General features: G+C 61.7%; 21 protein-coding genes. 15 read left to right on the forward strand and 6 right to left on the reverse strand.

Annotation, left to right across the window (positions count from 1 at the left end):
• On the reverse strand, positions 1-2,057 hold a 2,057-nt coding region (locus C6366_RS15905), incomplete at its 3' end, for an ATP-dependent helicase (RefSeq protein WP_233248538.1).
• A gap of 169 nt (positions 2,058-2,226) precedes the next feature.
• Positions 2,227-3,627, reverse strand: coding sequence for an alkaline phosphatase family protein (locus C6366_RS15910; protein ID WP_107739698.1), 1,401 nt, complete (start codon positions 3,625-3,627; stop codon positions 2,227-2,229).
• Positions 3,628-3,895: 268 nt separating this feature from the next.
• On the opposite strand from C6366_RS15910, the gene C6366_RS19720 reads away from it, so the two are divergent.
• From C6366_RS19720 to C6366_RS15920, 3 genes are all read left to right on the forward strand, one after another.
• Complete coding sequence (locus C6366_RS19720) at positions 3,896-4,054, forward strand: hypothetical protein (RefSeq protein ID WP_153304589.1); 159 nt, start codon at positions 3,896-3,898, stop codon at positions 4,052-4,054.
• Positions 4,055-4,450: 396 nt separating this feature from the next.
• Positions 4,451-5,323 (forward strand): molybdenum cofactor biosynthesis protein B, encoded by an 873-nt coding sequence (locus tag C6366_RS15915; RefSeq protein WP_107739700.1) that lies wholly within the window; start codon positions 4,451-4,453, stop codon positions 5,321-5,323.
• Positions 5,320-8,550 carry a UvrD-helicase domain-containing protein gene (locus tag C6366_RS15920; protein ID WP_107739702.1) on the forward strand — a complete coding sequence of 1,077 codons (3,231 nt, stop codon included), beginning with the start codon at positions 5,320-5,322 and terminating at the stop codon, positions 8,548-8,550. Before C6366_RS15915 ends, C6366_RS15920 begins: the two co-directional genes overlap by 4 nt.
• A 136-nt stretch (positions 8,551-8,686) precedes the next feature.
• Here the strand turns inward: C6366_RS15920 and C6366_RS20135 are convergent, their stop codons facing one another.
• A complete protein-coding gene (locus C6366_RS20135; protein WP_199221542.1) occupies positions 8,687-8,833 on the reverse strand; it encodes a hypothetical protein in 147 nt (48 codons plus the stop codon).
• Between the two features lie 229 nt (positions 8,834-9,062).
• Between C6366_RS20135 and cbiR the strand changes: the two genes are divergently transcribed.
• From cbiR to C6366_RS15965, 9 genes are all read left to right on the forward strand, one after another.
• Entirely contained in the window at positions 9,063-9,986 is a 924-nt protein-coding gene (cbiR, locus tag C6366_RS15925) for a cobamide remodeling phosphodiesterase CbiR (protein WP_107739705.1), read from the forward strand.
• Entirely contained in the window at positions 9,983-10,507 is a 525-nt protein-coding gene (locus tag C6366_RS15930; protein WP_107739707.1) for a bifunctional adenosylcobinamide kinase/adenosylcobinamide-phosphate guanylyltransferase, read from the forward strand. Before cbiR ends, C6366_RS15930 begins: the two co-directional genes overlap by 4 nt.
• Positions 10,508-11,515, forward strand: coding sequence for a bifunctional oligoribonuclease/PAP phosphatase NrnA (locus tag C6366_RS15935; RefSeq protein ID WP_107739709.1), 1,008 nt, complete (start codon positions 10,508-10,510; stop codon positions 11,513-11,515). It begins immediately after the preceding gene.
• A gap of 37 nt (positions 11,516-11,552) precedes the next feature.
• The gene (polA, locus tag C6366_RS15940; RefSeq protein ID WP_107739711.1) at positions 11,553-14,216 is read left to right on the forward strand and encodes a DNA polymerase I; all 2,664 of its coding nucleotides are present in this window, start codon (positions 11,553-11,555) and stop codon (positions 14,214-14,216) included.
• 154 nt (positions 14,217-14,370) lie between these two features.
• Positions 14,371-14,748 (forward strand): DUF1844 domain-containing protein, encoded by a 378-nt coding sequence (locus C6366_RS15945; protein WP_107739713.1) that lies wholly within the window; start codon positions 14,371-14,373, stop codon positions 14,746-14,748.
• A 188-nt stretch (positions 14,749-14,936) separates the two neighbouring features.
• Entirely contained in the window at positions 14,937-16,016 is a 1,080-nt protein-coding gene (gene argC / locus C6366_RS15950) for an N-acetyl-gamma-glutamyl-phosphate reductase (protein ID WP_107739715.1), read from the forward strand.
• A gap of 48 nt (positions 16,017-16,064) precedes the next feature.
• On the forward strand, positions 16,065-16,334 hold the full coding sequence (locus tag C6366_RS15955; RefSeq protein WP_107739717.1) for a hypothetical protein: 270 nt from the start codon (positions 16,065-16,067) through the stop codon (positions 16,332-16,334).
• A complete protein-coding gene (locus tag C6366_RS15960) occupies positions 16,331-17,110 on the forward strand; it encodes an A24 family peptidase (protein WP_107739719.1) in 780 nt (259 codons plus the stop codon). Before C6366_RS15955 ends, C6366_RS15960 begins: the two co-directional genes overlap by 4 nt.
• Before the next feature lie 119 nt (positions 17,111-17,229).
• Entirely contained in the window at positions 17,230-17,724 is a 495-nt protein-coding gene (locus C6366_RS15965; protein ID WP_107739721.1) for a hypothetical protein, read from the forward strand.
• A 15-nt stretch (positions 17,725-17,739) separates the two neighbouring features.
• Here C6366_RS15965 and thpR read toward each other — a convergent pair whose 3' ends face one another.
• Both thpR and C6366_RS15975 read right to left on the reverse strand, forming a co-directional pair.
• Entirely contained in the window at positions 17,740-18,375 is a 636-nt protein-coding gene (thpR, locus tag C6366_RS15970) for an RNA 2',3'-cyclic phosphodiesterase (protein WP_107739723.1), read from the reverse strand.
• 45 nt (positions 18,376-18,420) lie between these two features.
• Entirely contained in the window at positions 18,421-18,897 is a 477-nt protein-coding gene (locus C6366_RS15975) for a cereblon family protein (protein ID WP_233248539.1), read from the reverse strand.
• 337 nt (positions 18,898-19,234) lie between these two features.
• Here C6366_RS15975 and C6366_RS15980 point away from each other — a divergent pair, with 337 nt between their 5' ends.
• Positions 19,235-20,020, forward strand: coding sequence for an HD-GYP domain-containing protein (locus C6366_RS15980; RefSeq protein ID WP_107739725.1), 786 nt, complete (start codon positions 19,235-19,237; stop codon positions 20,018-20,020).
• Positions 20,021-20,170: 150 nt separating this feature from the next.
• On the opposite strand, the gene C6366_RS15985 is transcribed toward C6366_RS15980, so the two are convergent.
• Positions 20,171-20,677 (reverse strand): CinA family protein, encoded by a 507-nt coding sequence (locus C6366_RS15985; RefSeq protein WP_107739727.1) that lies wholly within the window; start codon positions 20,675-20,677, stop codon positions 20,171-20,173.
• Positions 20,678-20,920: 243 nt separating this feature from the next.
• On the opposite strand from C6366_RS15985, the gene C6366_RS15990 reads away from it, so the two are divergent.
• Entirely contained in the window at positions 20,921-21,775 is an 855-nt protein-coding gene (locus tag C6366_RS15990) for an NAD(+)/NADH kinase (protein WP_158269826.1), read from the forward strand.
• Between the two features lies 1 nt (position 21,776).
• On the forward strand, positions 21,777-23,597 hold the full coding sequence (locus C6366_RS15995; protein ID WP_107739731.1) for a hypothetical protein: 1,821 nt from the start codon (positions 21,777-21,779) through the stop codon (positions 23,595-23,597).
• Positions 23,598-23,639 lie beyond the last annotated feature (42 nt).

Raw genomic sequence — 23,639 nt, forward strand, 5'->3', positions numbered from 1 at the left:
AGGGGGTGGGGTGTGTCGCCGGACGGCTTTGCCGCCGCCTCGTCGGATGGAGCGGAGGCTAGGACTGATGACGCGGAGGGCTGGAACGTATCGGACGCTGTTGAACGGGGCGCGGACCGTTGGGTTTTGGTCGCGTCTCGCTGTTTCAGGGTTCCGAGGTAGTCTTCGCGCCATTCCTCATAGCACTCCCGAGGCAGTTCGCTGACGAAGAGGCTCGGCATGGCCGGTTCGCTGCCGCCCTGGAAGCGGTTGTAGACCGACGAGGGCACGAACAGGCCGAGATAGTCCCGGGCCCGGGTGCAGGCCACGTAGAGCAGGCGGCGTTCCTCTTCCAGGTCGTCGGCCTTGTCCAGGGCATGCCGGGACGGGAAGCGGCCGTTGACTAGGTCGATGATCAGCACGGACTTCCATTCCAGTCCCTTGGCCGAATGGACCGTGGACAACACCACGTAATCCTCCTGCTCGGAATCCACTTCGCCGCCCTCCTCCGGGCTTTCCAGGGTCAGTTCGGCCAAGAAGGCGTCCAGGTCGTCGAAACCCGCCGCTATCTGCTGGAGTTGGTCCAGCCCGGCCTGGCGGCGGGGGTAGTCGTCCGGATAGCGCTCCTGAAACAGGGGGCGGTAGAATTCCAGGATCCGCTCCAGGGCCGCGTCCGGAGCGGGCTTTTCCCGGCGCAGGTCATTGATCAGGGCGAAGGCCGCGGCCACGTCCGGAAACTTCTTCTCCACCTGGGCGACCTTCTTCTGGTCGCCTTCCAGCAGGGCCTTGCAGAACCCGGTACAGGTCTTGGGGCCCAGGCCCTTGACGTGGACCACGGCCCGCTGCCAGGCGGGCAGGTCCGCCGGGTTGGCGACCAGGCGCAAATAGGCCAGCACGTCCTTGATGTGCGCGGCCTCGGTGAACTTCAGCCCCCCGAATTTGCGAAACCGCAGTCCGATCCTGTTCAGCAGCATCTCCACGGGATAGGATTGGAAGCCGGCTCGGAAGAGCACGGCGATGTCCCGCAGCGGACATTCCCGGGACAATTCCAGAATTTTGTCCACCACGGCCTTGGCCTGGGTCTGGTCGCTGATGGTGTGGATCAGTTGGGGCTTGGGGCCCTCGGCGCGCCGGGAGAAGAGGTTCTTCTCGAATCTGGTGGTTGCGTTCTTGAGCAGGGCGTTGGTCAGGTCAAGAATGGGCTGGGCCGAGCGGTAGTTCTCTTCCAGCCGGACGATGGTCGTGTCGGGGTAGGTCTTGGGGAAGGCCAGAATGTTGCGCACCTCGGCCCCGCGAAAGGCGTAGATGGACTGGGCGTCGTCGCCTACGACCATCATCCCCCGCCCGTCCCCGGCCAGCAATTGGACCAGCCGGGCCTGGACCCTGTTGGTGTCCTGGAATTCGTCCACCATCACATGGCCGTGGCGCATGCGCAGGAATTCGGCCAGGTCTTCCCGCTCCCGGAGCAGGCGTTCCAGGTTGAAGAGCAGGTCGTCGTAGTCCATCAGTCCGTGACGCGGCTTGAACGCGGCATAGGCCTCGGCGATGAACTGGACGTCCCCGGCATAGGGCAGCAGATGCGGCGACTCCTGCTCCAGAAGCTGGGCGATGTCCACTTCCTTGTTCCGGGATTTGCTGATCAGTCCGAGAATGGTCGATTTTTTGGGAAAGGCCTTGTCGCCCTTGCCCAGGTTCAGGTCGTTGCGGACCTGGCCGAGCACGTCGCGCATGTCCGGGGAATCCATGATCGTGAACCGGTCCGGATAACCCAGGGCCGGGGCGTAGCGGCGCAGGACCGAGCTGGCGAAGGAGTGGAAGGTGCCTCCGGCCACGCCCCCCAGTTCCCGCCCAATCAGCCGGGCGGCCCGGTGCAGCATCTCCTGGGCCGCCTTGCGGGTGAAGGTGAGCAGCAGGATGTTCTCCGGGGCTACGCCCTGCCGGACCAGATAGGCCAAGCGGTAGGCGATGGTCCGGGTTTTGCCGCTGCCCGCCCCGGCGATGACCAGGAGCGGCCCCTGGCTGGAGTGCACGGCCTGCCACTGGGCCGGGTTGAGCTGCTTTTGAAAGTCGATGGTCATGGTTGGCGTCCCGGCTCAGCTGAGTGTTGAAAATGTCCTTATCCACAGTCCGTTCAAAAACCCCAAGTGCAAGAAGCAAGAAAAGTGCAAGGTCGAAGCGTATTGATTGATACGTGAGAGCTTGAACTTTTTGCAGCGACGCGGGAATTGGGAGTTTTTCAACGGACTGTCACCGGGAAAGAATCAGTTTGTGGCTTACGTCAAAGTGCTCCAGGACCAGCCGGCCCACGTCCCGGACCCGTTTTGGGCCGGAATGATCATCGGGCTCGTCGCCGGGCTGTATTTCGGGCGGCTCGGAATCGTAGAAAAACGCATCGTCCGGCGTATGGCAGCCCTGGCGGTCTTCCTTGCCGAAAACGCGGGTCTGGTCGAACTTGGCCCGGAGGGAGAAGCCCCGGTGCGGGACGCAGATCAGGTCCGGGATCGCCGGGTCGGACGGGGACGCTCCTCGCGCCGTCACGCCCGAAAGACTTTCGGGAGCACATTCCGGATAGGCTTCCCGCCAGGAAAGCACGTCGCGGATCACCGGTCGGCCTTGCCACTCCAGGCGTTTCAGTCCGATCCTGATCCGCTCTTCCAGACCTGCGGCCTCGTCCGGCGCGACCCGGCCGCGGCCAAAGCGGGAAGTATGCAGATAAATTCGGCCAGGGTCCAGGGCAAAGGCCCGGGTTTGGGCGGAGATGATTCCGGCGTCCAGCTCGTGGCGCGGCGATCCGTCGGTGACCAGCAGGCCCTGTTCCCGCAGCCAGGCGTTCAGATCCGCCTCCATGGTCAGGGCGGTGAAGCCGTGGTCCGCCAGGACCAGCAGCCGCTTGGGGTCCGGGAGCGCGGCGAAGCGTTCCAGCACGTCCCCCACCAGTTCGTCCCAGCGGCCCAGGAAGTCCAGGCTGGGGCCGTGCCAGGGGTGCGCGGGGTCTTCCAGGGCTGGGAAAAGAAAGTGTCCCAGGCGGTCGGTTTCCGTGAGCACGAAGACGAACAGGTCCCAGGCCAGGTCGGGCCAGAGCAGGTTCAGGGCTGCCCGCCTGCCGCGCAGGGCGCGGTCAAGCTCTGCCAGCAGGAAGCCGGGGTCCTGGCCGCTTCGGGTGGTGTCCGCTTCCAGGACGTACCCGGTGGAGCGCAACGGGTGGGCCAGAAAGGGCGGGAAGACCGCCCGGTCCAGATCATGGGCCACGAAACCGGACACCAGCATGCCCTTGATGGGCCGGGCCGGGTAGGTGTTGGGCAGGTTGATCACCCGGCTGGTCAGGCCGTGGTCGCCCAGGCGGTCGAACAGGGTCCGGGCCCGGACCTGGGAGAAGTCCGCGAACCGGATCGCGTAGTCCTGGGGATCAAGCCGAGTGAAGCCGAAAATGCCGTGCTCTTCCGGCCCGGCGGCGGTGAAAAAGGAGGTCCAGTTCACCGGCGAGAGTTCCGGCAGCTCGGCCAGGATGGGGCGGGCTTGGGGGGTCAGGGCGATGCGGGCCAGGTTGGGCAGATGTCCGGCCCGGCACAGGCGGCAGGCCGTGGAGTACGGCAGCCCGTCCAGGCCGAGGACGATCAGTCTGGGACGGTGGAGAGTCGGGTCGTGCATGGCCGGGCCTTGTACACGGTCCGGCCCGCGCCGTCATCCGGTGCGAGGTTCCTCAACGTCCATGAAGCAGTTCCAATCGAAATCGAGGAAAGGTTGCCGCTTCTAATGCATCGATTTCGATCGCGATTTCGATTTCGATTTGGATCAGGCTCCGATATATGCGGGCAAGAGGTCAAATACTCCCGCGGGTCTTCAGCCGTTCTTGACATTTGTCTGGACATTGACCAAACACCACGCATGTGAACTTTATTACAAAGGAGACGACCTTATGGGCATTACGGAAATTATCCCCACTTTGATCGCCAACGCGGCCAAGGAAGCCGATCTTTCCAGCGTAATCGGCGTCGGGTTCATCTTCACCTATCTGACCGTGATCGTGATCACCGCGCTTGTCCGCATCAAGCAGGGCAAGCACATGGATCACTAATCGCTTTTTGTCTTCAATCCGGCCTTAAGGGCGCCTAGCCCAAAGGGGCTTGGGTGGCGATTTGGCCCCTCGGTCCACGGCCAAAGCTTCCTTGTCCGTGCGGACGAGGGGCTTTTGTCGTTTGGGCGTCCTCATAGCAGTCCGTTGAAAAACTCCCAATTGCTGCGTCGCTGCAAAAAGTTCAAACTCTCACGTATGAATAAATACGCTTCGACCTTGATTCGATTGCCAGGACGGCAAATCGAAAATGTGGCACAGCCACAGCCCGCAGGGGCCGGACACAGGACGTGTCCGGATAGCTTTTTTTGCTCCTTGCACTTGGGGTTTTTGAACGGACTGCCGGATAAGGACTTTATTTCTACACTCAGATAGCTTCCAACACCCACGGGAATCGCCATGCAACTGCGACTCAGCTCCACCCGGCGGGAGAACTTCGCTTCGGGGCAACGTCTGGCCGTGGTGCGCGGTCCGGCTCTGGAGTCGGATACGGCTTCGGGGCTGTTTCCCGGTTCTTATTTGATCGCGCAAACACCGCCGTTGCCCAGCGTGGGCGCTGTCTTGACCCGGCCCGGCCAAGCCGGGAGCCTTCGGGTGCTGGGCACGTTCCGCCTGCCGGACCTCGTGGCCGGCCTGCCGAGCCGCGAAGGCTGCTGGGTCCAGGTTCTGGAAGCGTTCCAGATTGAGCCTGGACCGCAACCCTGGATCGCGTCCAAATGCGGCCATAGCCTGGCCTGGATCACGCTCAGCGACAAAGGCTACGCCGGACTCCGCGAGGACCGGGCCGGACCGCTGATCGTCGAGATCCTGGACAAACAGTCCGGCGGTCCCTTGGAACTGGCCTGGGCCCAGGGATTTCTGCTTCCCGACGAGCCCGGAAGGCTGCGCTCGCTGCTCACGGAGCTGGCTCTGGAACAGGGCTTCGACCTGATCGTGACCACCGGGGGCACCGGGGTCGCGCCCCGGGACACCACCCCGGAGACCACCCTGGTCGTGATTGAAAAGCGTTTGCCCGGCATGGAAGCGGCCATGCTCCAGGCCAGCCTGCGCAAGACCCCGCATGCCGTAATTTCCCGGGCCGTGGTCGGCATTCTCGGACGCGCCCTGATCATCAACCTGCCGGGTTCGCCCAAGGCGGTTCGGGAGAACCTCGAAGCCCTGCTGCCCGCTCTGGATCACGCCCTGGCCAAGCTCCAAGGAGATCCCTCGGACTGCGCCACGGCGCATCCTCGCGACGTATCCCCCAACAGTCACCCAGTGATTCCCGAATGACTCTCGACCTGTTCCGCGCTGACCTGCACATCCACTCCCGGTATTCCCGGGCCACCAGCCGCGGCCTGACGCCGAACCACCTGGTCGCCTGGGCCCGGGTCAAGGGCCTGGACGTGGTGGCCACCGGAGACTTCACCCATCCCGGGTGGCTGCAAGAGCTGGAGGAAAGCCTGGAAGAGGATGGCTCCGGACTGCTGATTCCCCGGCGAGAATCGGACCTCTCGGCGGAGATTCCCTGGCTGGAGTCCGTTGCTCCGGTTCGCGGCCCAAGTCCGGTCCGGTTCATTCTTTCCGCGGAAATCAGCACCATCTACAAACGCGCGGGCCGGGTGCGTAAGGTCCACCATCTGGTGTACGTCCCCGGTCTGGAGCAGGCCAAGGCCCTGAACGTCAAGCTGGGTCAAATCGGAAATCTGGGGTCGGACGGTCGGCCCATACTCGGCCTGGACTCGCGCCATCTCCTGGAAATGGTCCTGGAACTGCACCCCCGGGCCTTCCTCGTCCCCGCGCATATCTGGACGCCCTGGTTTTCCCTGTTCGGCTCCAAGTCCGGCTTCGACACCATCGAGGAGTGCTACGGAGAACTGTCCTCGGAAATTTTCGCCCTGGAGACCGGGCTTTCCTCGGACCCGGACATGAACTGGCAGTGGAGCGCCCTGGACCGTTTCCGGATGATTTCCAATTCCGACGCCCACTCCGGGGAGAAGCTGGCGAGGGAGGCCAATCTGTTTCGCGGCGAACCGAGTTTCGAGGGCATGTACAAGGCCCTGCGGGGCGAAGGCGAAAGCCATGCTTTTCTGGGCACGGTGGAGTTCTTTCCCGAGGAGGGTAAATATCATCTGGACGGGCATCGCAAGTGCGACGTGGTCCTGTCCCCTGATGAAGCCATGGCCCGGGGCAACGTCTGTCCGGTCTGCGGCCAGCCTTTAACTTTGGGAGTGCTACACCGGGTGCGGGAGCTGGCCGACCGGGACCAGCCGCACAAGCCACCGAACCAGCCGGGATTTCAGTCCCTGGTGCCCCTGGTGGAATTGATCTCGGAGGTCCTGGGAAAGGGGCCGGCCACAAAGACCGTGCGCCGGGAGTATGCGGCCATGGTCGCGGCTTGCGGCTCGGAACTGGACATTCTCGGTGAGCTGCCCTTGGACGAAGTCGCCCGGCGTCGTCCGGTCTTGGCCGAATCTCTGCACCGGATGCGCCAGGGTCGCGTGCTGCGCCGATCCGGATATGACGGTCATTACGGTACGATTTCCATGTTTACGCCTCAGGAGCAGCGGGAATTGCGTCGGGGCCGCGCTTTTTTCGCGATGCCGTCCGGTGATGCCCAAGCCTCGGCTTCTGAGTCGGAATTCTCCTATGGGGTCGAGCCCCCATCGCGGCTTCCACCGGAGCCTTCAGATAAAGGCGCACGGCCCGAAGTCCGGATGGAGTTCAACGCCGAGCAGGACCGGGCCTTGCGGGCAGGGCCGCGGCCGGTGCTGGTCCTGGCCGGGCCGGGCACGGGCAAGACCAGGACTTTGATGGGCCGGATCACCCAATTGCTGCAAAAAGGGGAGCAGCCGCGGCGGATGCTGGTGGCCACCTTCACCCGACGGGCGGCCAACGAACTCCGTGAACGGCTGGTCGCTACCCAAGGCCAGGAAGAAGCTCTCCCCCAGGCGGATACCCTGCATGCCGTGGCCTACGAGGTCTGGACCAGAGTCCAGGGCGAGGCCCCGGTTCTGCTTTCCGAGGACGCGGCCCGGCGGGTTTTCGCCGCGGCCAACCCGGAACTTGGTCCGGCCGGTGTGAAGCAGGCTTGGAACGATCTCTCCCGGGCCAGGGAAGGCCGCGTGGCGCCCGACCTTGCCGAGGGCGCGGCGGAAAGAGTGGAGCTTGCGGCCCGGTACGCCCGCCAGAAGCAGGATTGGAACCTGGTCGACTACACGGACCTGCTGGAGTTCTGGCTGGCTCAAGCCACCGAGGAACGCGCCCATCACCCGTATGCGCACATCCTGGTGGACGAGGTGCAGGATCTTTCCCGGCTCCAGTGGGAACTGCTTCAGGCCCTCGCCCCCCGGGACGGCTCCGGCTTCTGGGGCATCGGCGATCCCCGTCAGAGCATCTACGGTTTTCGGGGCGCGATGGACGACATCGCCGCGGCCATGCGTGCTCGCTGGCCCGACCTGGAGGTCGTCTCCCTGAGCCGAAACTACCGCTCCGCGGAGAATCTGGTTCGGCTCTCCGGAAAGGTCTTTCCAGACGCGCAAGGACTGCTGGCCGAGAATCCGCGTCCGGGGCGGATCGCCATGTTTCAGGCCTCCAGCGGGGCACGGGAAGCCGCCTGGATCGCCGGGCGAACGAGGGCTCTGTTGGGCGGAACGGCGCACTGGGAGGCGGATCGGGGAGCACAGGGTGGCCTGAGCCCCGGAGACGTGGCAGTGCTGGTCCGGATCAGGGCCTTGATTCCGCCCATGGTTCAGGCCATGCAGCGCCTCGGGGTGCCTTGTTCCGCGCCTGAATCCGAGCCGTTTTGGAAGGAACCCCGTGTCGCTCTGCTGTTGCAGGCCGCCTCGGAATTGCTGGGGTTGGGTCGGTCGGAGGATTCGGATCAGGAAGCACTGACCCGGCATGTTCAGGGTCACGTTCTGGAGCATGCCCTGGTCCAGGGCCCCGTGTCTCTGGCGGCTCACCTGCAGGAGGTGCCGCCCTTTGACCGACTGTTCTGGCAAAGTAAGGATTTTTTGCGTCTCAAGGAGGCCTACGCCCGGCACAAGGGTTGGCCCGGACTGCTGACCTGGATCAACTTCCACTCCGAGCTGGAACTGGTCCGCGCCCGGGCCGAAACCGTTCAGGTGATGACGCTGCACGCCTCCAAGGGGCTGGAGTTCGAGGCCGTCTTTTTGCCGACCCTGGAGGACGGCCTGCTACCCATGGTGGGGCTGGGGCCGCTGGGCGGTCGGGATGCCGAGGAACCTCCCCAGGAAGGCGTCTCTGGTCCGCTATCCAGTTCGTCATCCAGTTTTATCGGGGATCTGGAAGAGGAGCGACGGCTGTTCTATGTCGGATTGACCAGGGCCAAGCAATGGCTGTTTCTCAGCCACGCCGAGAAACGCAATCTGTTCGGTCGAACCCTGCGGCTCAAGCCGTCGCGTTTTCTGGGGGACCTCCCTCGGGAGGAGATGCTGTGCAGTAAGACCGTGCAACAGGTGGTCCGGCGGGAAAAGCGGATGGATCTGTTTTCGTGATGGTGAGGCGATTTGCGGAAGGGAGAAGGGCGTGTCCGTCCATCAAAGAGGTCGGCGAAACCGCCAACGAACCTGTCGGACAGCGTTGGAACGTCCGGGAGGGCGCGGCGGGCACGGCAAGATGCGACGCGGAAAGTCAGAATCGAAAAGCGCGGTAGACGAAGCGCTCGTACACCGTACAGACCCGTTGGGCCATGCAGGTGTTGACCCCGATTTCCCGCAGTCTACAGTAGACGTGCAGGGGATTGAAATAGTGCTGAACGAAAAAGCGAACGGTACGCATTGGGCTGTGGCCTCAATTTGTGGTACGGAACAGGAAGTTGCCATGGAGAGCATGTAAAAACAATGCAACGCGCATGCCACGGCTATCATCTTGTTCCGTGCGCTAACCTTTTGCTGTGAAACGTTCTCCGTGTCAATCACTTTGGCGAAATAATCCGGTCCGCTCCGCATCCGTTACTGGGGCAATGACCGGAGGACGCGCATTACTGCATTGGAATAACGGTGTTTTCTTGAACAGCCCACAAGATATTCCGCATCTTGTCAGCGAGGAATCGATTTCCCCTTCCTGTTCCGGCCAGGCCGCTCCCCGTCTTTGCCACCGGTTCAACCTGCAACATGCAAGAATTGCCGGTCCCTCGTTCGTCTGGCCCGCGGATGTCGCCGAGAATTGTCGGCGGCTTGCGCCCCTGGTGGATGAAGTGGGGCTGCTTTTTTTTGAGTCCGAGGCCTGCCTGGTCTACACCGAACGCGACCTGCCTCCCTGGCTGGCCGAAACCGGCCTCCGATTTCACGCCCATCTGCCCCTGGACCTGCCCTGGAACGAGGGACCGGAACGGGTCTGGGAGATCGTCTCCGGGTTGCGACGCAAGGCCGCTTTTCTCCGTCCCTGGGCCTTCGTGCTGCATCCGCCGGAGACGCGTCCCGATTTTATCGACCTTTCCGGACGGGCCGAGGTTTGCCCGCAGCCGGGAAATGACGTAGCCTTTGGCCAAGGTTTTGGCTCTTTCACAGAGTTTGTCCACCTTTGGGGGCAAAGGTGGGAGCAGGGGGGCGGACGCCCCGAGGAGCTGCTGCTGGAGAACACCCGGGAAAACGATCTTGTGGACTCGTGGCCATTGATTCAATCCGTCAACCTGGGTATCTGCCTGGACCTGGGGCATTTGCTGGTCCACGGACAGCAAACCCACCGCCTGCCGGAGATTTGGTCTCGGGTGCGCATGGTGCATCTCAGCGCTCCCGGCAAGGTTGGCGAGGACGGACGTCCGCGGGACGGTCATCGCTCCCTGGCCGAACTGGACCATCGGGGCCGGGGGCTGTTGGAGGAAATCCTGGGACGGATTCGTCCGGACTGCGTTTTGATGCTGGAAGTTTTTGAACCGGAGGGGTTCATGGAATCGTTGAACATGCTCCGCGGTATGACGGGTCGCGCATGATTACCTTGATTCTCGGAGGGGAGAAGTCCGGCAAGTCCGCCTGGGCCTTGGAGCGACTGCTTCAGGCGGATGGGCCACATCTTTTCGTGGGCACGGCCGCGGCCCGGGACATGGAAATGCGCCAGCGCATTCGGGAACATCGCCGTCAGCGGCCCCCGCACCTGCCGGCTCTGGAGACGGATATCGAACTGCCCGAGGCGTTGCGCCGGGAGCGGGCGGACCATGGGGCCATCCTGGTGGACAGCCTGGACTTTTGGTTGTTCGCCTGCATCCAGGCCGAGCAAGAGGCCCGGCTGCGAACTGAAATGTTGGACTGCATGCACGAAAGCGCCTCAAAACGTGTCGGGACGCGCCTGTTTTTCGTCAGCTCGGAAATCGGCTTTGGTCCGATCCAGGCCACGCCTGAGGCACGACGCTTCGTGCGTTCGCTGGGCCTTTTGAATCAGCAAATCGCGACCCTGGCCGACGAGGTGGTCCTGCTGGTCGCCGGGCTGCCGCTTTGGCTGAAAGGAACTCGTTAGATGGGCTACTTCCGATCCCTGGATTCCAAAATCGAAGCGCTGAATGGGCTGTGGCGCAAGTCGGACCGCTGGCTGATCCTGATGAACGCGGACCCGGACGCTCTGGCTTCAGCCCAGGCCTTGCGCCGGATCATGGCCCGCAAGGTGGCCGCGGTGGACTGCGCCCAGGTCAACGAAATCTCCCGGCCGGACAACCTGACCATGATCAAGGCTCTGCGCATCCCCACCCAACGCCTGACCCCGAATCTGGCCGCGCAGTACGACCACTTCGCCCTGGTGGACTCCCAGCCCCATCACCATCCGGCCTTCAAGGACTACGCTTTTTCCCTGGTCATCGATCACCACCCACTGGTTCCTGAAAACCCGGTGGAGGCCGAATTCAAGGACATCCAGCCCGGTTACGGGGCCACCAGCACCATGCTCACGGAATACCTCTACCGCCTGAAGATCCGACCGGGGGAATTGCTGGCCACGGCCTTGCTCTACGGCATCAAGACCGACACCCAGAGTTTCGAACGACAGTTCTCGGACACCGACGTCCGGGCCTTCCGCTACCTGAGCAAGTTCGGCAACCTGAACCTGCTGCGCAAAATTTCCCGCAGCGAGTTCCGACTGGACTGGCTGAAATATTTCTCCCTGGCCTTCCGCAAACTGCGAGTGAACGGCCACAGCCTACACGTGTTCATGGGGCGGCTGGACTCCCCGGACATCCTGGTGATTCTCGGGGACTTCTTCCTGCGGCTGTATGGGATTTCCTGGACCGTGACCTGCGGGGTCTGTGACGACACCCTGGTCCTGATCTTTCGCGGCGATGGACTGCACCGGGACATGGGCAAGCTGGCCAACAAGCTGTTCGGCGATGTGGGCTCAGCCGGGGGCCACGCGACCATGGCCCGGGCGGAAATTCCGCTGGCCAACATCGGCGAAAACGACCCCGAGGAGTATGTCTGGCACCGTCTGCGTTCCGCCAAGCGTAAAGTTGCCAAGCCTGCTCCAAGCACATCCTGAACATCTCCAGAGCGTTTGCAAAGCGTTTTTCGCCCCCATGAGCCTGAAATCCCGCCTCAACCTCTCCACGGACCCGGTGTTCCTGATCGACGGAACCTCCTTTCTGTACCGGGCCTTTTACGCCTTTCCGGACCTGAAGCGCTCGGACGGCTTTCCGACCAACGCCCTGTTCATCGTCCTGCGCCTGCTGTTGCGCCTGCATCGCGAGGAACGGCCGCGATACGCCGGTTTTTTTCTGGACGGACGCGGCCCCACGTTTCGCCATGAATTGTTCACCCCCTACAAGGCCCAGCGCCCCAAGACCCCGGAAGCCCTGGTCCAGCAGATCGAGCCGTTGGTCCGGGGGGTGGGACTGTTCGGCTTGACCGCCCAGGTGTCGGAAGGGGTGGAGGCGGACGACCTCATCGCCAGCCTGTGCAGGAAGTTCAAGTCCGAATGCCCGGTGGTCGTTGTCGGCTCGGACAAGGATCTGTTGCAATGCCTGGATAAGAACGTCGTGATCTGGGATCCGGGCCTAAAAAGCGAGAAGCTGGTCACCAACGAATCCTTCCGCCAGGAACACGCCATGACCCCGGAGCAGTGGCCGGATTTCCAGGCCCTGACCGGAGACAGCACGGACAATATCCCCGGCATTCCCGGCGTCGGCCCAAAGACCGCCATGGGCCTGATGCAGCGCTTCCCGACTCTGGAGGCTTTGCGGGACAACGTGAACGAGCTGACGCCCAAGGAGCGCAAAAAGGTCGAACCCGAGCTGGAGCGCATTTTTACCTACAGGGAGCTGACCCGCCTGCGCACGGACCTGCATCCGGACGCCCGGCTGGAGGATTACCGCTGCCGGGAATGGGAGGGCGAGCGGCTGACGGCGTTTCTGCGCGAGTATGAGTTTCGGTCCCTGGAGCGGGAGATGGCGGCCTTATCCGCTTCTGGAGAGACAACCCCCGAATCCTCCGAATCCGGCCGACTGAGCCGAGGAGAGTTGCTGACCTCGAAAACCCAGAATGCGACGAAACGCTCGTCCGCGTACCGGAACCCGAAAGACGACGCTTCGGGCGAACAGGCTGTGGAACGAATGGAGGTTCTGCCGGGCTTTTCCGGAAAACAGGTCGGGGTGGCCGCGGACCGAGACGGCTGGCGACTGGGGCTGGAAGGGCGTGAACTCCTGTGGGGCGGGACGTCCAAGAATTTTGCCAAGGACTTAGTGGCCGCGCTGCAACCAGCGGCCATGGTCGTGGCCCACTCTTGGAAGAACCTGCTGGCCCAAGACGCTTGCTGGTCCGCAATCTCCCTGGACCGGCGCTTCGACGTCAGTCTGGCCGCTTACCTGCTCCAACCCGAGGAGCGCGACTACAGCCTGACGGCGCTGGTTCGCCGGTACGGTCATGAGTTGGCCGATACCGCCCAGCTGGGCGACGAAGCGCCTGCCCTGCTGACGTTGCGCCTGGCCGAGGCGTTGGGGCGCAGCGTGGAACAGGCCGGATTTTTAGAGCTGATCGCCACTCTGGAGATGCCCTTGATCCCGGTGCTGGTGGACATGGAGCGGGCCGGAGTACTGCTGGATCAGAAGGCCCTGAGAGCCTTCCTGGACGAGGTCCAGGAGGGATTGGAGCGGCTGTCCAAGTCCATTTCCCAGCGGGCCGGAGGATCGTTCAATCTGCGTTCCAGCCAGCAGATGGCCGAGGTGTTGTTCGAACGTCTGGGCTTGAAGACCGGACGCAAGACCCCCGGCGGCAGCAGGTCCACCAGCGTGGAAGTCCTGGAGCGGCTGGCCGGAGAGCATCCCATTGTTCCGGAGATCCTGGAATACCGCAAACTGGAAAAGCTGCGCTCCACCTACCTGGAGCCGCTGCCCAAACTGGCGGACCAAGGCGGTCGGGTGCATACCACGTTCAATCAGTTGGCCGTGGCCACGGGACGGCTGTCCAGCAGCAATCCGAATTTGCAGAACATCCCGATCCGGGGCGACCAGGGGCGGCGGATGCGGGCCTGCTTCACCGCGCCTCCCGGGCATGAGTTGATCAGCGCGGATTATTCTCAGATCGAGCTGCGCGTTTTGGCTCATCTTTCCGCGGATCCGCACTTGCGGGACCTGTTCGCCCGGGGCGTGGACGTCCACTCCGGTACCGCGGCCATTTTGTTCGTCAAGGAGCCGGAGGAGGTCACCACCGAGGAGCGACGCAAGGCTAAGACCATCAATTTCGGCCTGCTTTACGGCATGGGGCCACAAAAGCTGGGCCGAGAGCTGGGCATCAATCAGCAGCAAGCCAAGGACTTCATGACCCTGTACTTCACCCGGCTGCAAAAAGTCCGGGATTTTTACGAAGAGGTCGTAGTCAAGGCCAAGGAGCAAGGGGCGGTGTTTACCCTGGCCGGAAGGCGTCGGACCCTGCCGGACATCAATTCCCGCAACGACAATCTGGCCCAGATCGCCCGGCGCATGGCCATCAACACCGTGGTTCAGGGCTCTGCCGCGGACATCATCAAAATGGCCATGATCCGCGTTCACGGCGACGAGGCGTTGCGGGCGCTTGAAGCACGGATGATTCTTCAGGTTCATGATGAATTGCTGCTGGAGGCTCCGGACGCGGAGAGCCAAGGGGCCGGCGAACGAGTGGCCGAATTGATGGCCTCGGTGATCCAACTGGACGTGCCTCTGGTGGTGGATTGGGGACGAGGTCCGAATTGGGCCACGGGGCATGGATGAGAGAGGACATTTCGAACTAAGTCTTGAAAAGTGGGATTCTGTAAGGTTGATTTTTTAGACCTTACAAGAAGGTCTGAGGCATAACGGCAAGTATCCGCCGAAAGCCTTTGCCGTTGGCGTGGGTCTGGCGGACACCCTACAAGGAAGGTGAACAATGACCGAAGAGATCAAGATCACGGATCGACGCGTCGATCATGGCAAGGAGGGCGCGGAGCAAGGGGCATCGGCCGTGGAACAGGCCCAGGCGGACCACTCGGCCGGGGCCGGAGCTTTCCAGGGCTGCGTGATGCCCCAGGTCTGCTTCCCCACCTTTGTTCTGTCCCTAAGCTCCTCGGCCCTGGTCCATCTCGGCGAGGTGCCGGATCCGGAAACCGGAAAGACTTCCGAGAACATCGAAATAGCCAAACACACCATCGACATTCTGGCCATGCTCGAGGAAAAGACCAAGGGCAACCTGGACGCCGAGGAGTCCAAGCTGCTCAAGGACATGCTCTTCGAACTGCGCATGCACTACGTGCGCAAGTCGTCGTAACGAGTTATTAACAGTCCGTTGAAAAACTCCCAATTGCTGCGTCGCCGCAAAAAGTTCAAACTCTCACGTATGAATAAATACGCTTCGATCTTGAACTTTTTTTGCTCCTTGCACTTGGGGTTTTTGAACGGACTGCCGGATAAGGACTTTTTCAACGCTCAGTTAAATCATTAATCGTAGAGAGAACCATGCAACGCATTCCCGTCGGACTCGTGGGCGTGGCCGGGTATACCGGCATGGAGCTGTGCCGACTTTTGGCCGGGCATCCGGAAATGGAACTGGTTCGGGCCACCAGCCGGAGCGAGGCAGGCAAGACTCTGGGACGGCTGCTGCCCCATTTGGCCGGGACCGGCTTGGCCGATCTGGTGGTCACCCAGCCGGACACGGACGATCTGGCCGGAGCTTGTAAGCTGGTCTTCCTGGCCGTGCCCCACGGAACGGCCATGGACATGGCCGCGGAGCTGCTCCAAAAAGGCGTCCGGGTGGTGGATCTGAGCGCGGATTTCCGAATCCGTGATCCCCAGGTCTACGCCCAGTGGTACAACCTGGAGCACAGCCACGCCGATCTGCTGGATCAGGCGGTTTACGGTCTGCCGGAGCTGTACGCCCGGGACATCGCCCGGGCCAGGCTGACGGCCAACCCCGGCTGCTACCCCACCAGCGTCCTGCTGGCCCTGGCCCCGGCCCTGCAGGCCGGGCTGGTGGAGCCGGACGGGATCGTGGCCGATTCCAAGTCCGGGGCCTCCGGGGCCGGGCGCAAGGCGGCCACGGCCACGCTGTTCTGCGAGGTTCACGACACCTTCCGGGCCTACGGCCTGGGCCAGCATCGCCACACTCCGGAAATGGAACAGGAAGTGGGCAAGCTGGCCGGAACCCCGGTGGTCTTGTCCTTCAATCCGCATCTGCTGCCCATTGACCGGGGCATCCTGTCCACGGTCTACACCCGACTGACCCGGTCCGCGACCGGAGCGGAGGTCCAGGAACTCTACCGCGATTTCTACGCCAGCCGTTCCGAGATCCTGGGGCCGACCGCCGGATCCTGGGTGCGCGTCCACCCGCAAGGATCATGGCCGGAAACCCGCTTCACCCGCGGAACCATGTTCTGCGATCTCGGCCTGCTGGTGGATGCGCGGACCAACCGGCTGGTGATCGTCAGCGTCATCGACAACCTCTGCCGCGGCGCGTCCGGCCAAGCCCTGGCCAACGCCAACCTGATGCTGGGCCTCGACCCGGCCCTGGGGTTGCCGGTTGCGCCTCTGGTGCCGTAATTATCGACTGATAAGAGCGAAAAGCCGTGAGAAAAAAGGGAGGGCAACATGCCGACTCTTGAAAGCGTGAAACAGCAGTTGGAACAAATTCCTCCCGAATTGCTTCACCATGTGGAGTTATTTTTGAAAAATCTTCATGAGGATCGTGCTGGTCAGGAACCGGAAAATCTTCTGGAAAAGTTATCCTCATACGCTATCGCGGAGGATGATCTCCCGAACGATTTAGCAGAACATCATGACCACTATCTGTACGGGACGCCCAAGCATCAAGGCGTCGGCTCTCCTGTAACGGTTTACAATGATATGAGTTTAGCATGACTTTGCTGACCACCTATTTCCCGCTTGCCGCCCTGGCCCTCGGCCTCGTTTTGGGCAGCTTCTACAACGTCTGCATCCATCGCTATCTGACCGGGGAATCCATTGTCCTGCCGGCCTCGCATTGTCCGCGTTGCCGCAACGCGCTTTCCTGGTGGGAGAACATTCCGCTGATCAGCTTTCTCCTGTTGCGCGGGCGGTGCCGGGCTTGCAAGGAGCCCATTTCCTGGCGCTATCCCATCGTGGAGGCGGTTTCCGGGACCTGGGCGCTGCTGCTGGCAGTGCATTTCGGCCTGGGCTGGGAATGGCTCTTGTACATGGTCGTTGGCGGATTGCTGATCATCATGAGCTTCATCGATTTTCAGGAATTCATCCTGCCGGACGTGTTCACGTTTCCAGGAGCGATTCTGGCTTTTGCCGGGACGGCCTTGCTGACCAACATGCCTTGGGTTGACTCCCTGCTGGGCGCGGTGATCGGCGCGGGGGCTTTCTGGTTGCTGCAGAAAGGTTATTATCTATTGCGCGGCGTGGAGGGGTTGGGGACCGGGGACATCAAGCTGATGCTAATGCTCGGGGCCCTGGTGGGGTGGCAGGGGCTGCCGATGATGATCTTTTTGGCCGCGTTCACGGCCCTGGCGGCCAGCCTGGGCTACATGGCAAAAAATGCCCATCAGGGCATGCGGACCCGGATTCCCTTCGGTCCGTTTCTCAGCCTGGGAGCCATGCTTCAAATCTTGTACGGGCCGATTTTGATGCGGCTTTTGCTGCCTCTGGCGTAGCTCGCAACAGGTTCAGCTTGCGGCCGATTTAAGCCAGCTTGACCCATGCAGGTGAAGTTGGCAACCAATTTGCAAATACGCAAAGCATACGGATTTCACCTCCATCCAGGAGCACCCCCATGAAGATCAATCCAGATCAATCTTCTCTCGTCAAGGCGGATGCGGAACGGGATGTCCGAAGGGTGAACAGGGGCAGTGAACGGTTTGAAGATCTGCTCCTTCGCGCTACGGAAAACGTCCCGTCCGGCCAAAGCCCGCCGTCCGGTTCGGCACAGCCCCTGAGCACCGGGGATGCGATGCGTCTGACCCCGACCCAGATGCTCTTTCCCGTTGACAAAACCCCAGGATTCGAGAGCACGGCCATGGACTCCCTCGATAATCTGCTTTCGAGGTGGGAAAAATATGCCCACCAGTTGGCCGCCCAGCCCCCGGAGTTACGCAGCGCCAACGGCATCCTTGATGAGATTTCCACCGAGATCGGTGCATTGAAGGCCAACTGGCCCCAGCAGACCCCGCCTCAGCCCATGGTTCCGGAACTGCGAGGCGTGCTTGACGAACTGGAAGTTATGGCCGTCACCGAGCGGATCAAGTTCAACCGCGGAGACTATATTTAGATCGACGGGAGCCGATCACCTCGTGGCTCCCGTCATCAGTCTCCATTCCGCCAGGGGCCGATAGTCCGGCCCTTCCGCGGACAAGCGACTCTCCCAGAGCACCATCCGGTCCACGGTGATTTCCGGCCAGGAAACCTCTCCCACGGAGCGGAGAATATCGACACAAGGCGACGCGGATGAGTGCCTGGTTTCCCGTGAACCACGCCGCGCCATGCCGTGGCGGTCTTTTCGTGGCGGCTTGATCCGCGCCACGGTCAGATGCGGTCGAAACGTCCGTTCCTCTCTGGCAAAGCCCAGGCCCGCGCATATGGCTTCGACCCAGACCGCCAGTTCACGGGCCTGCTCTACCCCCTTGCCCAGCCCCACCCAGACAACCCGAGGCCTGCGTGGATCCGGGAAGAATCCTGCGTCGTGCCCCTGCAACGCAAACGCCGGGCAAGGTTTTTCCTCGGACAACCCCTCCCCCAATGCCTCCAGCAAGGGCTTGACCCGTTCCTCCTGAATTTCTCCCAAGAATTTCAAGGTCAGATGCCAGTTCCCCGGTTTGGTCCAGGATACCCTGGAGCCCAACGAAGTTTTCCATTCCTGAATGATGCCGGCCAGCAATCGCTGGTAGTCTTCGGGCAACGGCAAGCCAATGAAGCAGCGCATGCGTTTCTCCTGTTCGAGCTGTTCTCCGGAGTCCTTTGAAATGGGTCACCCTTCCTCGATCAGTCTATCCAGGATCAAGCCGAAAAAACCGGAATCCCGGCCGCCCTGAAAGCGCCAGCCGAGATGCGCCCCGCAAGCCGCGCACGCTGCGACCTGCCAGGCGAGGCCGGGAAACCAGGAGAATTCGGTGCTGGGCGAGCTTGCCGGGAGCGCGCCGGGAGCGCGGGCGAAGCAGCCGATTTCAAAGACGTGTCCGTGGGGGTTGAAGAAGACATGGTCGTGGCGACCGTTGATCATGATGCGTTGCTCCTTCGAGGTGATTGTCGATCCGCAAGCGCGGCAACGCAGGGCCGGTCCAGGGGGCATTTCGGTCTCTTCCAGGGATTCTTCGACGAGAATATGCTCCGGGCTTCGGCCATGGTCCAGGCGAAGCATTTCGGTTCGAACCATCCGTGCTTTCTTCCAAAAACTCGGCGGAGTGGCTTCAGCGACCGTCATGGCACGTCGGTTCAAGGGCTTCATGAATCCTCCATGTCTTGAAATTGCTGAAGAAGACCGGGCAACCTGCCATCGGGGATTCCGTGTTGTCTGGATGCCGGCCTGCGTCGGCATGACGGAATGGAGTGCCACGTTGGTAAGCTCCCTCGGTCGTTACCCCGGCGCAGGCCGGGGTCCAAGTGTTTTCGTATGGTTCAATTGTCCGGAGTTGTTGAGCAGTGACCATATTTTGTGTATCTGCTCGTCGACTGACTTTTGGACTTTCTCGTCGAGTTGGGGCAGATGAGCACGATGTGGTCGAAGGAGGGGCGGTCGTGCTCCGCACACTCCAGCAGATCGAGATAAACGTCGGAGGAAGCTGATGCGGGATGTCACGGATGATCTTGTGCGGATTATGGAGCGGATTGCCGGTGGTGAATATGGAAGCGATCTCTTCCGGTACAGTACGGAGGAGCATCCGGAAATGGTGCGCAGGATCGCCGAGGCCATGGGGATGATGATGGTCAAGGTGGAGGCCAGGGAGCAGCGCATCTTGATGGACCTGGAAGAACTTAGCGAGCGGCACGAAATGTTCAAGAAAGCGGTGACCACCTTCGTGCTGACCATGTCCTCCGCGATAGGGGCTCGCGATCCCTACACCCAGGGGCACGAACAGCGTACCGCCGGGTATGCCTTGCGACTGGCCCGAAGGGTCGGCTTGTCCATGGAGGACGCCCAGTTTGTATATCTCGGGGCCATGCTGCATGATATCGGCAAGCTCGGTTTTTCCGATGCGCTGTTCAGCGACGAGGATTGTCGCGATTCCCAGGAATTGCTGCAAACGATCAAGGCCCATCCGGAAATCGGCAGTTCCATCCTGCACTGGCTCGACTTCCTAGGCCCCGCCCTGGACGTGGTGCGTCACCATCATGAGCGCATGGACGGTTCGGGGTATCCGCAGGGTCTGGTCGGCGAGGACATTCCCTATTTCGCCCGGATCGTGGCCGTGGCCGACACCTTTGACGCCATTACCACGGATCGTCCCTACCAACGCGGCAAGACCATGCGCGAAGGTCTCGCCACTCTTGAGGCCATCGCCGGATACCATCTCGACCCGGTCCTGGTGGCCGCGTTTCAGGAGGAGGTTCTGGAGAATGGGCTGGAATAGCTGTCGTGCCTGTTCAGCACAGAGTAATGCCGGAGTCGGAATCGGGATCGGGATCGAAAACGCTGGGATGCGTTCTTATTATTTCCTGTTCCGATTCCGATCCCGCCCCCGACTCCGATGGCCGCAGGAAAAGCACACAGCGAGTGCTGGTCAGCCGCCCGTCCTCCTAACCATGTCCAACATCCCTTCCAGAGCCGCCCGGGCAGCCTGCTGCTTGACTTCCAGGCGAGTCCCGGAAAAACGCCAAAGCGTGCTGCAAGTCGCGTCGCCCAAGGCCCAGGCCATCCAGACCGTGCCCACCGGCTTTTCCGGGGTTCCCCCGTCCGGACCGGCGATGCCGGAAACGGCCAGGGCGGCTTTGGCGCCGAAAGTCTGTTGGACACCCGCGGCCATGGCCAGGACCGTCTCCCGACTGACCGCTCCATGGGTCGCCAACACGATCTCCGGCACCCCTAAGACCTGCTGTTTGACGGAGTTGGCGTAGGCCACCACGCCGCCCGCGAACCAACGTGAACTGCCTGAGACATTGGTCGCTTCGTGGGCGATCAGGCCGCCGGTGCAGGATTCGGCCGTCGCAAGCAGCGCCGTTCGCTTGCAAAGCTCCGCGCCGAGGGCCCGGATGATATCTTCGAGTTTGTCACCTTCCGCATTGGGCATTGACTGCGTCTCCTTTTCCGGGCCGCTTCCCTTTGGTGCTGCCGGTTCGGCAATCCTTGATCCATGAATGGGTAAAGGGTAATGCCTTGCCTGGCAAGTACATCGACAAAGGCCACCGACCATCCACACGACGCCTCCGCGCAAACGTGAAAGACGCATCAAGGATCCTTCCCTTATGATTCATTTTTTTCTCCGCTTGGATACCCCGTTTTCCCCAAAAGTTTGGCCATGCGGGGTCACGGCATGAGTCGCATCCACCCCAAGTCCATCCTTCTGGTCGTCAAACAAGGTCATGGCGAAGCCCTCGGTCTGGCTAACGAAATCTCTGGCTGGCTGACCCGGCGCGGGATCGTTGCCCGGGTTACGGAGAACGAGGACGACCTCTCTGCGTGTTTGCCTGCCCAAAGCCAGACTCCGACCCTGGCTCTCGTTCTGGGCGGGGACGGGACCATGATCAGCGTAGCCCGGAAGATCTGCTCCAACGACATGGCGCTGCTGGGGATCAACTTCGCGCGGGTGGGATTTCTGACGGAATGCTCCCGGGAGGCCTGGAAGGAGGTTCTGGAGGACATTCTTGCCAACGGGGCCGCGGTGTCCTCACGCCTGCTCCTGGATGTCCGCCTGGTTCGCGACGACGCCACCCTGCTTTCAACCGTCGCGGTGAACGATATCGTGGTCGGTCGGGGAAATTTGGCCCGGCTGGTCAACCTGGAACTGTTTTTCGCGGACGAACGAATCACCGCCCTACGGGCCGACGGACTGGTACTCTCCACGCCCACCGGGGCTTCTGCCTATTCCTACTCCGCGGGGGGGCCGCTGATCTATCCGGAATTGGAGGTGATTTGCGCCACTCCGATCTGTTCGTTCCTGACGGAAGTCAAGCCGTTCGTCTTTCCGGCCGATCAGGAAATCCGGGTCCGGGTGAACGAGGAGACGGCCGAGGTGTTTCTGACCCTTGACGGACAATCGGGCTGGCCGTTGCGTAAGGGAGACACGGTTCTGGTCAGCAGGTCGTCCCGAAGAATGCATCTGGTCAGGTATCCGGGGTCGTCCTATTTTCAAAAACTCAAGGCCAAAGGTTTTCTTCGGGAGATCTGACGTGTCCACCCATCTTCGCACCGGCTCCTCCCCAGAGTTCCGGCTGGGCCATGATCCCCGGCTGGATGCCTGGATTCTGCATTTTCTCACTGAAAACAATCTGGACCACGCCACCAATCCGGAGGAGAACGCTTCACCGGAACAGATTCGGTTCATGGTGGATCTGGACGATGACCAGTTTTTCCCGGCCTGCACGGATTGGATGCTGGACTATCTGCTCAAGCAGGAGCTGGCTCCGGCCCTGCGCGCCGAGTACGCCCGGCACTGGAAAAGCCTGTTTCGCCTGGTCCGCGAACAGATTGCCGACCCGTACCTGCGGGACAAGATCGTCGCCCTGTGTCAGTTCAAGTTCCGTTCCGCCCTGCGATCGTCCATTGTCATTCCCTCGCGGTTGATCAAATGGATGCTGACGATCTTCATGAGCCACAGCGGGCTGGATGATCCGCTCCGGGACCGCAAACGCCGGGCCAACGCCCGGGCCTACGCCTTCACGCAGACCGCGTTGTACCGCCGGATCGTCAGCGCCTGCCCCCAAGATATCATCGCCTGCACCAACATGGACCAACTGCGGGAGGATCTGGACCTTCTGGAACTGAAGCGACTGGTGCGCCTAGCCACGTTGCACGGGATCTGGGAAGCCAAGGAGTTCCGCCTGCACAAGACCGTGGCCGAATGGACCGACGTTCTTCCGGTCTGGGAGTCCAAGGAGATTCAGCCGGACGCCAAGACCTTGCTGGACGAAATGGACGCTCCCTGGCCGGAGTTCGAGGAGTTACGGGGCTATCTGTTCCAGAAGCGCCATGACTCCCTGAAGATTCTTTACCTGCCCGGCGAAAGCGGAGCCGTGCTGTTCGACATTTTGATCGTCCGCGCCCTGATGCGCCAGGGGCACCGGGTCATTCTGGCCCTGAAGGAAGGGTTCGACTTCATGGCTCCTACGGTCTGGGACGCGGATTATGACCCCGTACTCGCCGAATCTCTGGATGACGCCTTTTATCTCACAGACAACCAGGTTTCCAAGAACGAACTGCTGAAACGGATTCGGGAACATCAACTTCTGGTGATTTCGGACGGCACTCGTGAGCGTCTGAACCTGTACCGGACCAGCTTGACCTTCGCCAGAGCCTGGAAAGAGGCGAACCTGGTTCTAGCCAACGGCCATGACCATTATCGACGGCTGATCCCCGTGAGCCAGCGGTTCACCCGGGACATCGTCGCCTTTTACCGCGACGAGGACGGAAAAATGTTTTTTTCGTGCAAGCCGCGCTCCGAGCGCATCCGGCACGTCACGGAGCGGGAGTTGCTGGTCAAGGCCGAGAAGCTCATCGACGCCATGCGCCAGGCCAGGGCTGCGGACAACACCGTGATTTTTTACAGTGCCATCATCGGGTCCATTCCCGGACAGACCAAGACGGCCATCGCCGTGCTCAACGCCTTTACAGCGCATCTACGCTCCAGGCTGGAACAGTCCCTGATCATCAACCCCGCTGAACACTTCGAGCCGGGTATGGACGGGGACGACCTGATGTACATGTGGGAGAAGGTGCAGCGCAGCGGATTCATCGACGTCTGGCGGTTCCAGACCGTGGAGGACATCGAACGCGCCTTTGAATTGCTGGGCCAGAAGATGCCTGCGGTCTGGAACGGCAAGGACGCCACTTATTCCACGGGCTGCACCAAGGAAATGAAGATCGCCCTGGACATGCAAAAGCGACACCCCGAACTCCAGATCATCGGCCCGGACCCGGCCAAATTCTTCCGTCGTCGGGAGTACGGAGTGGGTAAGTACTTTGATATCAGCCTGGAACGGGCTTGGCGGTAGAGTCGAGACGGCAAATGAGCGGGGAGTCGTGGGAAGGAAGTA

It is taken from the genome of Desulfonatronum sp. SC1, from assembly GCF_003046795.1.
Classification (GTDB): Bacteria; Desulfobacterota; Desulfovibrionia; order Desulfovibrionales; family Desulfonatronaceae; genus Desulfonatronum.